The 12747-nt window shown below is 68.1% G+C and carries 13 protein-coding genes; 7 read left to right on the forward strand and 6 right to left on the reverse strand.

The window, feature by feature from the left end:
* Positions 1–98: 98 nt before the first annotated feature.
* The gene (locus OHA70_RS11630; RefSeq protein WP_328331522.1) at positions 99–653 is read left to right on the forward strand and encodes an AAA family ATPase; all 555 of its coding nucleotides are present in this window, start codon (positions 99–101) and stop codon (positions 651–653) included.
* A 369-nt stretch (positions 654–1022) separates the two neighbouring features.
* Here the strand turns inward: OHA70_RS11630 and OHA70_RS11635 are convergent, their stop codons facing one another.
* Entirely contained in the window at positions 1023–1925 is a 903-nt protein-coding gene (locus tag OHA70_RS11635; protein ID WP_328331524.1) for an AraC family transcriptional regulator, read from the reverse strand.
* A gap of 141 nt (positions 1926–2066) precedes the next feature.
* On the opposite strand from OHA70_RS11635, the gene OHA70_RS11640 reads away from it, so the two are divergent.
* Complete coding sequence (locus OHA70_RS11640; RefSeq protein ID WP_328331526.1) at positions 2067–3149, forward strand: aldo/keto reductase; 1083 nt, start codon at positions 2067–2069, stop codon at positions 3147–3149.
* On the opposite strand, the gene OHA70_RS11645 is transcribed toward OHA70_RS11640, so the two are convergent.
* Entirely contained in the window at positions 3143–3610 is a 468-nt protein-coding gene (locus OHA70_RS11645) for a GNAT family N-acetyltransferase (protein WP_328331528.1), read from the reverse strand. The two genes, OHA70_RS11640 and OHA70_RS11645, sit on opposite strands and share 7 nt — an antisense overlap.
* Positions 3611–3735: 125 nt before the next feature.
* Between OHA70_RS11645 and OHA70_RS11650 the strand changes: the two genes are divergently transcribed.
* Together OHA70_RS11650 and OHA70_RS11655 are read left to right on the forward strand one after the other, a co-directional pair.
* Positions 3736–4410: a G5 domain-containing protein gene (locus OHA70_RS11650; protein ID WP_328331530.1), complete on the forward strand. Its 675-nt coding sequence runs from the start codon at positions 3736–3738 to the stop codon at positions 4408–4410.
* Positions 4411–4670: 260 nt separating this feature from the next.
* Positions 4671–5300 carry a VanZ family protein gene (locus OHA70_RS11655; RefSeq protein WP_328331532.1) on the forward strand — a complete coding sequence of 210 codons (630 nt, stop codon included), beginning with the start codon at positions 4671–4673 and terminating at the stop codon, positions 5298–5300.
* 88 nt (positions 5301–5388) lie between these two features.
* Here OHA70_RS11655 and OHA70_RS11660 read toward each other — a convergent pair whose 3' ends face one another.
* The gene (locus OHA70_RS11660; RefSeq protein ID WP_328331534.1) at positions 5389–5991 is read right to left on the reverse strand and encodes a pentapeptide repeat-containing protein; all 603 of its coding nucleotides are present in this window, start codon (positions 5989–5991) and stop codon (positions 5389–5391) included.
* Between the two features lie 75 nt (positions 5992–6066).
* Here OHA70_RS11660 and OHA70_RS11665 point away from each other — a divergent pair, with 75 nt between their 5' ends.
* Entirely contained in the window at positions 6067–6978 is a 912-nt protein-coding gene (locus OHA70_RS11665; protein WP_328331536.1) for an NAD-dependent epimerase/dehydratase family protein, read from the forward strand.
* A gap of 4 nt (positions 6979–6982) precedes the next feature.
* Positions 6983–7744 carry a protein phosphatase 2C domain-containing protein gene (locus OHA70_RS11670; protein ID WP_328331538.1) on the forward strand — a complete coding sequence of 254 codons (762 nt, stop codon included), beginning with the start codon at positions 6983–6985 and terminating at the stop codon, positions 7742–7744.
* A gap of 12 nt (positions 7745–7756) precedes the next feature.
* Here OHA70_RS11670 and OHA70_RS11675 read toward each other — a convergent pair whose 3' ends face one another.
* From OHA70_RS11675 to OHA70_RS11685, 3 genes are all read right to left on the reverse strand, one after another.
* A complete protein-coding gene (locus tag OHA70_RS11675; RefSeq protein WP_328331540.1) occupies positions 7757–8734 on the reverse strand; it encodes a DUF4328 domain-containing protein in 978 nt (325 codons plus the stop codon).
* 79 nt (positions 8735–8813) lie between these two features.
* Positions 8814–10355, reverse strand: a complete 1542-nt coding sequence (locus OHA70_RS11680; protein WP_328331542.1) for a glycerol-3-phosphate dehydrogenase/oxidase — start codon at positions 10353–10355, stop codon at positions 8814–8816.
* Positions 10352–10984: a TetR/AcrR family transcriptional regulator gene (locus OHA70_RS11685; RefSeq protein ID WP_328331544.1), complete on the reverse strand. Its 633-nt coding sequence runs from the start codon at positions 10982–10984 to the stop codon at positions 10352–10354. Before OHA70_RS11685 ends, OHA70_RS11680 begins: the two co-directional genes overlap by 4 nt.
* Positions 10985–11078: 94 nt before the next feature.
* Here OHA70_RS11685 and OHA70_RS11690 point away from each other — a divergent pair, with 94 nt between their 5' ends.
* Positions 11079–12725, forward strand: coding sequence for an FAD-binding oxidoreductase (locus tag OHA70_RS11690; RefSeq protein WP_328331546.1), 1647 nt, complete (start codon positions 11079–11081; stop codon positions 12723–12725).
* The last annotated feature ends 22 nt before the right edge of the window (positions 12726–12747 follow it).

Raw genomic sequence — 12747 nt, forward strand, 5'->3', positions numbered from 1 at the left:
GATCATGACAGCCGCCGGGGCGACGGCGAGGAAAGGGAGCGGCAGGCATACTGCGGTAGGTGCGGGCGCGGCTGCGGCGAAGGGGCGGTGGTGGGGCGGTGTTTCTGCTGCAGATGTCGGGGGTTCCGGGTTCTGGGAAGTCGACCGTTGCCGCGCATGTCGTGGAGACGTTCGGTGCGGTTGCCTTGGACTACGACGTCATCAAGACGGCTGTTCTCGATTCGGGCGCTGACCTCGACGCTAGTGCCAAGGCGGCGTACGAGGTGATGTACGCGTTGGCTCGGCAGGTGCTTGGTCAAGGGCATCCGGTGATCATGGACAGTCCGTGCGGTTGGCCGCGCATCGTCAATGAGGGCAGGGAAATCGCCAAGGCGCACGGTGCTGGCTACCGGTACATCGAGTGCCAGGTTCGTGATTTGAAGCTGCTCGACCAGAGGCTTGCTCAGCGGCCGCGGCTGCGGACCCATCGTCGCGGCGTGGACCAGCCGCCGGTGGATCTCGGTGACGAGCCGATGGATGGGGCGGCGCTGTTCCGCGTCTGGATGGACCGTGTCGAACGGCCCTCGGACAACTACCTTCAGCTGGACATGCACCGACCGCTGTCCGAAGTACTACCCGAGGTCGACCTTTACCTCAAGGCATCCGGCAACTGAGGGCCACGGCGGAGTACACGGCCGGCCGAGGGCAGCTCCCGGCCCAGGCTCAGCCGCTGCCACAACACGTGGTACCCGCTTGCTTGCCTCTTGCCCTGGCTGAGAGGGGCTCTAGCTCTGAGTCCGAACGCCAGAAGGGTTATCAGCAACTGGCCGGCGACAAACACGCACCCGCCAACGATGACCTGCGCTCCCCTGCCACCAGTCGCCTAGTACGTGCTTGCTGAGTTGAGGGCGCGCGAGCCGATCTCTCATCGGACCGAGTTGGGGACGACCCGCGCCGACTTCGAGGCGCAGACGACGGGCGACGGTTTGGCGTCGGGGTGACTCCGGGTGGCAGGCGGTCTACGACCAAGGGACTGTCGTGGGCTAAGGCAGGTCGGGGGTGCTGGTGCGGAGGTGGGTGGCGTGTTGGCCGGGTAGGGTGCCGAAGAGGCGGCGGTATTCGCGGTTGAACTGGGAGGGGCTGTCGTAGCCGACCAGGTGGCCGATGCCGGCTACGTCGCCGGGGTGGGCGGCCAATAAGGACCGTGCCTCCTGGAGGCGGATGCGTTTCTGGAACTGGAGTGGGCTCAACGCCGTGATGGCGCGGAAGTGGCGGTGGAAGGCGGCTGGGCTCATGCCGGCCAGGCGGGCCAGGTCGGCGATCCGCATCGGTTCGGCGTAGTTGTCGCGGATCCAGCGGATGGCTCGGCTGATGTGGGTGAGGCTGCTGTCGGCCAGGCCGATCTGGCGGATCACCTCGCCGTGCGGGCCGGTGAGCAGGCGCCAGAGGATCTCGCGCTCGAGCATCGGGGCCAGTACCGGGATGTCGTCAGGCGTGTCGAGTAGGCGGAGCATGCGGGCCGCAGCGTCGAGGATCTCCGGGCTGGCGGGACCGGTGGCCATCGCCGGGGTGCTTGCCGTACTACGGGATCGCTGGCCCACCCTGGATTCCAGGAGCAGCGGCGCGATGGCGGCCGGGCGTAGTACCAGGCCCAGCCCCAGCGAAGGCACCTCCGGCGATGCCTCGATGAAGTGGCCGGTGACCGGCAGGTCGGCCGTCACGATCAGGAGCTCGCCCGCGCGGTACTCGAAGACCTCGTTGCCGAGCAGGAGCTGCTTGCCGCCCTGAGCCATCACGACCAGCAGCGGCTCGGTGAGCGAGTACTCCTGGGCCGAGGACTCCATCCGGGCGAGCGACAGGCCGTCGATCGGAGACTGCAGATCCGGCCGGGCATGGGTCGCGAGCCGGTCCCGGATCTCGGCGAGCAGTACGGAGCTGTCAGGCATGATCCCAGCAAATCACAGTCAGACACGATTCGGCCGAAGATGATCGGAATAGGCAACAGCCAGCGCGGATCAATCTACCGCCAAAGCACACGAAGACGCTTCGATAGTGGCAACACCAAAACCACGAACTGGAGCATGATCATGCAACTCGATCACTATGTCACCCTCGGCCGTTCCGGCCTGCGCGTCAGCCCGTTCTCGCTCGGCGCGATGACGTTCGGCGAGGACCCGGGCGGCGCCGGCACCACCGTCGAGGAGTCCGAGAAGATCCTCGCCACCTTCCTCGACCTCGGCGGCAACTTCGTCGACACGGCGAACTTCTACACCAACGGCCACTCGGAGAAGATCCTCGGCGACTTCTTCGCCGCCCAGCCCGGCCGCCGCGAGCACGTAGTACTGGCGTCGAAGTTCTTCGGCAACATGTTCCCCGGCGACCCGAACGGCGGCGGCGCCGGCCGCACATCGATCCGCGCGCAGCTCGACCAGACGTTGCGCCGCCTGCAGACCGACTACCTCGACCTGTACTACCTGCACAACTGGGACCGCCACACCCCGATCGAGGAAACGCTCAGCACGCTCGACGACCTCGTCCGGGCCGGCAAGATCCGCTACGTCGGCTTCTCCAACACGCCCGCGTGGTTCACCGCCCAGGCACAGACGACGGCCCTGCTGAAGAACTGGACCCCGTTGATCGCGCTGCAGGTCGAGTACAGCCTCCTGGCCCGCACGGTCGAGGGCGAGGTCGCCCCGTTCGCGCTCGACCAGGGCATCGCGCTGACGCCGTACAGCCCGCTGGCTCACGGCTTCCTCTCCGGCAAGTACCGGCGCGGTACCGAGGTCACCGACTCGGCCCGTACTGCGTACGTCGGCAGCCCCACCGAGGCCCAGTACGTCGTCATCGACGCCGTCGCCAAGATCGCCGACGAACTCGGGACCAGCTCGGCAGCCGTCTCACTGGCATGGCTGCGAGCCCGGCAAGGCACCGTCGTACCGATCATCGGAGCCCGCCGGGTCGAGCACCTGGAGAGCAATCTGGCGGCGCTCGCCGTGACCCTGACACCCGGACAGCTGAGCACCCTGGACGAGGTCTCGGCGCCGACCCTCAACTACCCCGCCCCGATGCACGGAGCGCCGCGGGACATGCTCCAGTTCGCCGGCACCACGGTCGATGGGGTGCCCTCGACGGTCTACCCGCCACTCCTGCAGAGCGACGTCCGCTACTGAGGCTCCGCCGAGAAGACCCGGAAGCCGCGGCTCTGGTAGTTGCCGAGGGCATGGGCATGATCGTCGGAGGAGGTCTGCAGCCAGACCCGCTTGGTCGGCCGGCCGAGTTGCCAGGCCAGCTGGGTCGCGGCGGTCAGGAAGGCGGCTCCGAGTCCTCTCCCCTGGTACGCCGGAACGAGGCCGAACACCACGATGCCGACCTCACCGTCCGCGCTGAGCTCCAGCTCCACCACGCCGGCCGTCTCACCCTCCAGCCGGGCAATCCAGGTCCGGATGGCGGGATGGGACAGCTCGGCGACCCACTCCTCGTCGCTCCACTCCAACCGGCCGTGCGCCTTCAACGGCTCCCAGATCCACACGTAAACGGACCGCACGACAGCAGCGTCATCCGGCCCCACCTCGACCAACTCGATGGACACATCCAGCAGCTCCCCCGAAACAAGCTGATCGGGAGAAGTCATCTCCAGGCGCGTGATGATTTCGGTAGCTCCCAGGTCTGTTCGCAGGTCAGGTGCGGGTAGATCGTGTGGAGATGAAAACTGAAGTGTGGATCTGAAGTATGTGGGGGGCAAGGGGTAAGCGATCGGTGGGGGGACTGCTGATCGCACTGGCACTACTACTGACCGGCTGCGGCATCGAAACCTCGTCACCGCGGGTCGCCGGCCGGGTCACCAGTACGACGGACCCGGGCGCCGCAGCGTCGTCTGACGCATCGGCCGAGCCATCGGCAACCGAGGCCGTCACGCCGTCAAGCACACCGAGCACGCCGCCGAGCACCTCGGCCGGTACGCCGTCCGTGCCGCCGCCTGCTCTGGTGTCGAAGCCGGTCAAGGCGACGCCGGTCGTGGTGACCAAGAACGTGGTCGTGGTGCGGTCGGTGGCGTTCAAGAAGAAGAACGTACGGGACCCGGAGCGGCCACAAGGTGAGAGCGCCGTCACCACGCGAGGGGTGAAGGGCAAGAAGCAACTCACCTATGCGGTGACATATACGGACGGCAAGGAGACCGGTCGGCGGCTCGTCCGCGAGGTTGTCACCGTTGCACCGGTCACCCAGATCACGTCGATCGGCACGAAGAAGGAAGAGACCGGCGGTGGATGCGACCCGAACTACACCGGGTGCGTCCCGATCGCCAGCGACGTCGACTGCGAAGGTGGCACCGGCAACGGGCCGGCGTACGTCGCGGGCCCGGTCGAGGTGATCGGCTCCGACATCTACCGCCTCGACGCCGACCACGACGGTATCGGGTGTGAGGACGGGTAACCGGATCTGTTGCCTGGGGCTACTAAATTGATTGCCTGGTGCATCGATAGGGGGAGGGCGTGACAGTTCGTGTACGGATTGTCACGGGGAACTCACTGTTTGTTTGCGGGTGCGTGCAGATGTCCTGAGTGGCCTAGCGGTCGGTGGAGTGGACGCCGGAGTCTCTGTGGAGGAAGACAGCGGGCAAACCACTGACGACGTGATCGCGCGGACACCTACCGGAACTGCGCGGGCCGGTCGACGACGGAGGTTCCGGACGCGTGCTCGAGACCTATCGCGGTATTCCGCACCTGTTGGACACCTGGGTCGTGCTGACCGGGATGACGGTTCCGATCGCCATCTCGTCGGCGCGCCGGCCAGGTAGTCCGGTCCCACGGATCGCGGCTCTGCTGATGCCCGCTGCCTTCGCGCTGATCCTCGCGGCCACGCTCAGCCCGACCAGCCACCGGCTGCCAGGGATCGGCAGTTGCGGCACACACCTGACCACCACCGGTGGGCTCACCTCGATCCAGGGCCTGCTGAACGTCCTGCTCTTCATCCCGGCGGCGGGGCTGCTGACCCTGGCGAGTGGCCGGCCCGCGGACGGGATCGCGGCGGGGATCGGGATGTCCGCGGCGGTCGAGGCGGTCCAGGCGCTGATCCCACCGCTCGGCCGGTCGTGTCAGCTGCACGACCTGATCGCGAACACCGGCGGCGCGTTCGCAGGCGTCGGCCTGGCCGCGGGTCTCCAGGTCGCGCTGCGGGCGGCGACCCGCCCGGTCATTCTGACGAACCCCGGGTACGTCGTGGAGCACAGCGCGATCCTGGTCAGACGCCCGGCCGCCCGCCATCGCCGCCCCGAGCTGGCCCCCGTACTGGCCAAGGCCCGACCCGTCGCCCGAGCCAGATGAGCTGGCCTTGCATAGTTATCCACAGGTTGTGGGTAAACCGGGGGATGAAGGGTCATAACCCTGGAGATATCCACAGGCATGCCTCGGGTCAGGGGCGTACCTCCAGGCCCAGCGAGGTGGTGATGACGATCGCCTGGGGCAGGTCCACGATCGCGTCCCTGAGCGTGGCGGTGAGCGGATCGAGCGTCGAGAGGTCGGATCCGCGTAGGTCCGCGCCGGTGAAGTCCGCCCGTTGCATCGAGGCGCCGGACAGGTCCACGTTCCGCAGTACGGCCTTGGTCGCGCGCAGACCGGTGAGATCGGCCTCCCGCAGCTTCGTGCCGCTGATCTCAGCTCCGGTCAGGTTCGCACCAGCCAGACCCACGAACGACCAGTCGCCGCCCTCGACCTTCATCAGGTTGTAGGTGCAGTCGTCGAACATGCTGCCCATCAACTTGCACCGGGTGAAGGTGCTGTCGAAGAACGAGCACCGGACGAAGGTGCAGTTCACGAACGCGGCCTCCTGGTGCACCGACGCGTTGAACCGGACCCCGCGGAAGACGCACTCCTCGAACACCCCGCGCTGGTTGTTCACCTCGGTCAGATCCGAGTCGATGAACAACACCCGGCTGTACGTCTGCCCGGACGGATCGGCCTCGTCCCAATCGCGGATCGTGGACTCGGTCTTGGGTGCTGACCTGTGCTGCGCCATGGCACTCCCTTCGGTTAGCCCGCAGTTTGCCCTGATCCACCGACAAAGTTCAGATCGAGCGGGAGGATGGCCGATGTGACCGGATCAGAGCGAGTGATGGTGTTCGGCGCCGGCGGGTTTCTCGGGGGCACGATCTGCCGGCTGCTGGCGGAGCGCGGGATCGAGTACCGCGGGTTCACCCGATCGACCGGCGACCCGCATCGGCGCTTCGACCTGGCCAGCGGGCACTGTTATGCGCTGGATACCCAGCTCGGAGCGTACAAGCCGACGGTGATCGTCAACGCCGCGGCCGCCACCCATGGCGACGTCCTCGAGCTGACTCGTGGCAACGTCGTCGCCGTCCAGTCGCTGCTGTCCTCGATGAACGGGCACGCGACCAACGCGCGCTTCATCCAGATCGGTTCGGCCGCGGAGTACGGCGGCGCGCCACGCGGTACTAGCCAAGACGAGCAGGCTGAGCTCCGTCCAGGAGCGGCGTACGGGTACACCAAGCTGGCCGGTTCCGAGCTGGTACTCCGCGCGCAGCGCAACGGCGCCGATGCCGTCGTGGTGCGCTCCTTCAACATCACCGGCCCGGGATCGCCACCGAGCACCCTGTTCGGCCGGGTACTCCGCCAGCTCGGTACGACCGGCACGATCCAGCTCGGCTCGCTGGAGGCGTGGCGGGACTACGTCGACGTCCGGGATGTCGCCGAAGCCGTCCTGGCGGTCGCGACGGCGGACGGCAAACTGCCGCCGGTCCTCAACGTCGGATCGGGCAAGGCGACGCTGGCCCGGGATGCGATCAACAAGCTGATCGAGGTCAGCGGCACCAAGACCCAGATCGTCGAGGGTGAGGCGCACGCCGGCCACGCGGGCTCCCCCGCCGACGCGGTCGCCTGGCAGCAGGCCGACACGTCCCTGATCAGCAAACACCTCGGCTGGTCCAGCAAGATCCCGCTCGACCAGTCCCTCACCGACACCTGGACCGCCCGCCCCCGAGAATGAGGCTGTGGATATCTGGTCGGTCTGTGAGCCTGCGCCGGATCGGGAAGGGCCGAACGAGGACCTGGTGATCAGTGGGCCGGACTTCGTGGTGGTGCTCGATGGTGCGACCGCGCCGAAGGGGATCGAGTCGGGTTGCGTGCACTCGGTGGCCTGGCTGGTCGCGCGGTTGGGGACTCAGTTGGCGCTCCCACTGCTCGGGCGGTCGCAGTCGCCGCTCCCCGAGCTGCTCGCGGACGCGATCACCGCAGTACGGGCTGAGCACGTGGACACGTGCGATCTGGCCAACCCCGACAGCCCGTCGTCGACCGTCGCGATGGTGCGGGTGAGTGACGAGCAGGTCGAGCACCTGGTGCTGGCTGATTCGCCGATCGTGCTGCGCGCCCCCGACCAGCGCGTGACGGTGCTCGCGGACAACCGGGTCGACCTGCTGCCGGAGTACACCTTCGAAGCCGTACGCCGGTTGCGCAACCAGCCGGGTGGGTTCTGGGTCGCGAGTACCGAGCCCAAGGCGGCGTACGAAGCAGTCGCCGGTACTACGGAACGCGCAGCGGTAGAGCTGATCTCCTTGCTGACCGACGGCGCCTCCCGCTACTCCGAGCGCTACGGCCACACCTGGGAGGACCTGGTCGACACGCTCGCGACAGCCGGTCCGCAGACCCTGATCGACAAGGTCAGGCAGTACGACGCTGATGCCCCCGTCGGCACCTTCCGCGGCAAGCGCTACGACGACGCAACCGCCGTCCTCTGCCGACTGCCAAGGTCATAGTCGAAGCCGGCGTCAGGGCCACGGTTGTCGCGGTGACGGCGCGTACGGCGGCGGAGCCAACGACGACGGTGGGTAAGGCGCGTAGGACGGGAAGTCTGGCGGCCGGGGAGCGTATTGCGGCGGCCCGGCCGGCGGCTCGGTGATCCGCGGCGCCATCCGCTCGTCCTGCCACACATTGGTGCGGAACATCAGCCAGACGATCGCCACCCCTGCCACGGCAAGAAGCACAGCAGCGACCGTGAAGCCGATGTTCACCGCGAGCGCCGTCCGGACCATGAAGCTCTGCAGGTCGTAGATGTCCACATAGTCCCCGGTCGCGTCGGCCACTTCCTTGCGATGCACCAGCCGCACCACCCACACGATGAAGCTGGCCAGCGCGAAGCCGCTCCCGCCGACGATGATCAGCCAGAACGTCGTCCAGGCGGCCCACCAGGTATAGAGCAACCCTCTCGACGACTTCGCCCGACCCCGACCTGGCTGCTCGGTAGGCGGCGCGCTGGCGCGAACCACATCCTCGACCACCTGCAGCGGATACCAGAACTGGACGATCGGGCAGATCCAGCTACCGATCACCCAGCCTTGCTCGCGCCGGTGCACGCCGTTGCCGAGCCGCTTTGCCCCTTGATAGACGACACCTGCGGACGGCGTGAAGACCTCGGTGTTCTCTCGCGCCTTCCACAGCCAGATCACGAAGAAGACCCCGGTCGCGGGGACGAGCAGGCTGACCAGGTCGAGCAAGGGACCGCTGTTCCCGATCGACTCCACGCCGCGAGCGAGCTCGTCCTCGGAGAGCAGTCCGTAGACGAGCCGCTTCACGTCGTCGTACGACCGCCACATCAGCACCGCCTGGAGGACGGCGACGAGCGTGGTCAGCACCATCAGGACAAGGAAGACCACAGTGATCTGCCGCAGCGGCTTGTACGTCCGCGCCGGCGGCCCCATATACGGCGATGGGTGATAGCCGGGCGGCCCCGGATACGGCTGACTCACCGACCTCACCTCCCCACAGACAAGTTAACCCGGAGGTGGGAGCGGCGAGGAGTTGTCCACAGGCCAAAAGCTGCAAACCTCAGACTGCGGCGAACGCCTCCCGCGCCGCTGGCAGGGCCAGCTCCCGATCCGTCGCCGACAACCCGATCCGGGTCCGCCGATCGAGCAGGTCCTCCTCGGTCAACGCCCCTTCATGCCGTACTGCGAAGCGCAGCTCCGCATGCGTCGTCGCCAGCCCCGGCGCGATCGGCGCGAGCAACTCCGGCTCGACCGCGATCACGTCCGTCGCCTCCACGCCGTACCGGTCGACGAAGCGCGAAGGCGCCCGCACCGCCGCCAACTGCACCCGGCTCGCAGCACCCACCAGCGGAATCCGATGCGTCAGACAAGGCCGCCGCACCTCGACCGATGACTGAGCGAGCGCCTTGTCGAGCGTGTCCTGCGCCATCCGCCGGTACGTCGTCAGCTTGCCGCCCACGATCGTCACGACCCCGTCGGGACTCGTGATCACCGCGTGCCGCCGGGAGATGTCCGCCGTCTTGTCCAACCCCTTGTGATGCCCCGTGTCGAGCAGCGGCCGCAGACCCGCGTAGCTGCCGAGCAGATCGTCACGCGTCAGCGGCACCCGCACCGCCGCGCTGATCGTCGACAGCAGGAAGTCGATCTCGGCCTCCGTTGCACGTGGAACATCACTGACCGGACCAGGCGCCTCCTCATCGGTCAGCCCGACATAGACCCGGCCGTCGGGCGCTGGGATCGCCATCACGACCCGCCGCAACTCCCCCGGCACCGGCACGGTCAGTACTGCGGACAGCCCGCGGAACGCCGATTGCGGCAACACCAGATGCGTCCCCCGGCTCGGCCGGAGTTTGATGCCCGAGGCAACTTGATCGGCCCAGATGCCGGTCGCGTTGACCACGATCCCGGCGTCGAGATCGATCCGCCGGCCGGACAGTTGGTCGACCAGTACCGCGCCTCGGCCGGTCACCTCTTCGGCGGCGCAGTGCGTGATGACGCGAGCCCCGTACGACGCTGCGGTGCGTGCGATCGCGACGACCAGCCGCGCATCGTCGTACAGCTGGCCGTCCCAGGTGAGGAAGCCGCCGCGCAGGCCCTGCGGGCGGACGGTCGGTGCGTAACGTAGTACCTCCGCCGAGCTGACCCGGCGGGAGTGCGGCAGGTAGTCGTCGCTGGTGCGGGCGAAGGTGCGGAGTACGTCGCCGCCGAGGAAAGCGCCACGCAGCAAGGCCGCCTGGGCATACCGCGCCTCCGGAAACCAGGGCGCGACCTGCGGCACCGGATGGACGAGATGAGGTGCGGTCGTCTTCATCAGGATGCCGCGCTCGACGGCGCTCTCGTACGCGATCCCAACATGGCCTGAGGCGAGATAACGCAGGCCGCCGTGAACGAGCTTGGAACTCCAGCGGCTGGTGCCGAAGGCGAGGTCGTGCTTCTCGACCAGGGCGACGGTGAGACCGCGTGCGGCCGCGTCGAGCGCGACGCCGGTGCCCGTGACGCCGCCGCCGATCACGAGGACGTCGACCCGGCCGGTCGTGTCGAGCCAGTCGAGCTCGCGCGTCCGCCGGGCCGCGTTGAGGCTGGCGTTGCCGACCGCGATCATGGCGTCAGGTACCTGGTGAGCATCACCCGCAGCTCCTCGTCCAGCTCGGGGTACTCCTTCGGCTCGGCGAGCACCGGTCCGGACACCGCCGACGCGAGCGAGACCAGGATGATCTGCCGCGAGAGCCAGTCGGAGTCGCCGTCGCGGATCGAACCGTCGGCCTGACCGGACTCGATCCCGGCCTTCACGAGTGCGAGATGCGCGACGGTGCTACTGCCGCGTCGCTCGAGCAGGTACGGCGTGAGGAACTCGGGGTCGAGCTCGATGATCTTGCGCATCAGCGGGTGGGTCCGGGTCTTCGCGACCACCTCGACGACGCCCTCGACCAGGCGCGCGCGGCCGTCGACGGCGTCGGGCTGGAAGGCGGAGACGAGCGCGGTGGTCCATTCGCGGGTCATCAGCGCGGCGACCACTGCCTGTACGTTCGGCCAGCGGCGGTACAGGGTGGCGCGGGAGACCTCGGCGTGCCGGGCGATGTCCGCCATCGTCATCCGGCGCATGCCGATGGCCAGCAGCAGCTCGTACGCCGCGTCCAGGATCCGCTCCTCGCCGATGGCGTTGGCCGGCGTCGGGCGCGACGATCCGGTCGAGCTGGAGGAGGTATCGGTTTCGCTGCTACGCTGAGACATCACACGTCAGAGTGTATCAGCGACTTCCCCGACTTCAAGAGGGGTTGCGCCCCTCGGCGACGCTACCTGCCGAGACCTCAGATGAGGAGCCTCCATGACCGAATCCGACCTCCCGGTGGTCAACCTCACCCCCGGCCGCTGGGGCGACCCAGCCCACGCCGTCGACCTGCCGGCCGCCGCGCTAGAAGCCCTCAAACACCTCGGGGTACACCGCCCGGCATCTACGGCGTCGGGCGAAGTGGATGGCACGGGCGGGCGGGAGCTTGGTGGGGGTGAGGTGGAGGGGCTGGTGGAGCTCCTTGGTGCTGAGTTTGTGGTGACGGACTTCGAGAGCCGGTGGGCGCACACCCGGGGGTACTCGACTCCGGATCTGTTGCGGTATCGGGCGGGCGATACCAGCGAGATGCCGGCGGCGGTTGTTTACCCGGGCTCGCATGATGAGGTGCAGGCGCTCTTGGGTGTCTGCTCGGAGCGGGGTATCGCGGTGGTGCCGTATGCGGGTGGGACCTCGGTAGTGGGTGGGCTTGCGCCGCAAGGCACCACGTTTGTCGCCGTTGACCTGCGCAGGCTCGACAAGCTGGTGGAGATCGACGAGGTTTCCCGGACGGCCACGATCGAAGCGGGTGTGAGGGGGACGGCGGCTGAGGGGTTGCTGGCTGCGCGGGGGTACACGCTCGGGCATTTTCCGCAGTCGTATGAGGGCGCGAGTATCGGTGGGTATGCGGCGACGCGGTCCAGTGGGCAGTCGTCGGCGGGGTACGGGCGGTTCGATCAGATGGTGGTTGGGCTGACGGTCGCGACTCCGCGGGGGACGATCGAGTTGGGACGGGCGCCCATGTCGGCGGCTGGGCCGGATCTCCGGCAGCTCATCCTCGGCTCGGAAGGCGCGCTCGGCATCATCACCAGCGTCGTACTCCGGATCCGCCCCCGCCCGACCGAGCGCTCCTTCGAGGGCTGGCGGTTCGCCGACTTCGAGCAAGGCCTGGCAGCGATCCGCCGCCTCGCGCAGGACGGTCCGCTGCCGACTGTGCTCCGGCTGTCCGACGAAGCCGAGACCGCGATCAACCTCGCCGACCCCGACGTCCTCAGCGGCGGATCCGGCGGAGTCCTCGCCATCGTCGGCTTCGAAGGCGCCCGTACTCCGCAACGCCGCGCCGAACTGGCAGAGGTCCTCACGGCTGCCGGTGGCGAGTCCCTGGGCGAGGGACCCGGCGAGACCTGGCGCCAAGGCCGGTACCGGGCTCCGTATCTCCGCGACCCCCTCCTGGACGAGGGCGCGCTGGTCGAGACGCTCGAGACGGCCGGCTTCTGGTCGACCCTCCCGGCGCTGAAGGCGGGCGTGACCGAGGCGCTCGTCAACGAACTGACCAGCCAAGGCACCCCGCCGATCGTGCTCTGCCACGTCTCGCACGTCTACGAGACCGGCGCCTCGCTGTACTTCACCGTCATCTCCGCCCAGACCGACGACCCGGTCGCGCAGTGGCGTCTGGCGAAGACCGCGGCCAACCAGGCGATCGCCAAGGCGGGCGCCACGATCACCCATCACCATGCGGTTGGCACGGACCACCGCGACGCCTACGCCGCCGAGATCGGCCCGCTGGCGGTCGAGACGCTGCAGGCCGTCAAGCGCGTCCTCGACCCGAACAACATCCTCAGCCCCGGCATTCTGATCCCCCCAGCGAGGGAAGAAAGCAGTGCGGAGCGCAGGGAGCTCTCGGAGTACGAGATCGACGGCCGGTAACGCTTGACCTCAAGCTAGCTTG

The organism is Kribbella sp. NBC_00382 (assembly GCF_036067295.1).
Lineage (GTDB): Bacteria > Actinomycetota > Actinomycetes > Propionibacteriales > Kribbellaceae > Kribbella.

Coding starts and splice junctions, on each gene's coding strand:
- OHA70_RS11635 (WP_328331524.1), bottom strand. CDS start 1,925: ATGCCTGACAGCTCCGTACTGCTCGCCGAGATCCGGGACCGGCTCGCG.
- OHA70_RS11685 (WP_328331544.1), bottom strand. CDS start 10,984: ATGTCTCAGCGTAGCAGCGAAACCGATACCTCCTCCAGCTCGACCGGA.
- OHA70_RS11660 (WP_328331534.1), bottom strand. CDS start 5,991: ATGGCGCAGCACAGGTCAGCACCCAAGACCGAGTCCACGATCCGCGAT.
- OHA70_RS11680 (WP_328331542.1), bottom strand. CDS start 10,355: ATGATCGCGGTCGGCAACGCCAGCCTCAACGCGGCCCGGCGGACGCGC.
- OHA70_RS11640 (WP_328331526.1), top strand. CDS start 2,067: ATGCAACTCGATCACTATGTCACCCTCGGCCGTTCCGGCCTGCGCGTC.
- OHA70_RS11690 (WP_328331546.1), top strand. CDS start 11,079: ATGACCGAATCCGACCTCCCGGTGGTCAACCTCACCCCCGGCCGCTGG.
- OHA70_RS11645 (WP_328331528.1), bottom strand. CDS start 3,610: ATGACTTCTCCCGATCAGCTTGTTTCGGGGGAGCTGCTGGATGTGTCC.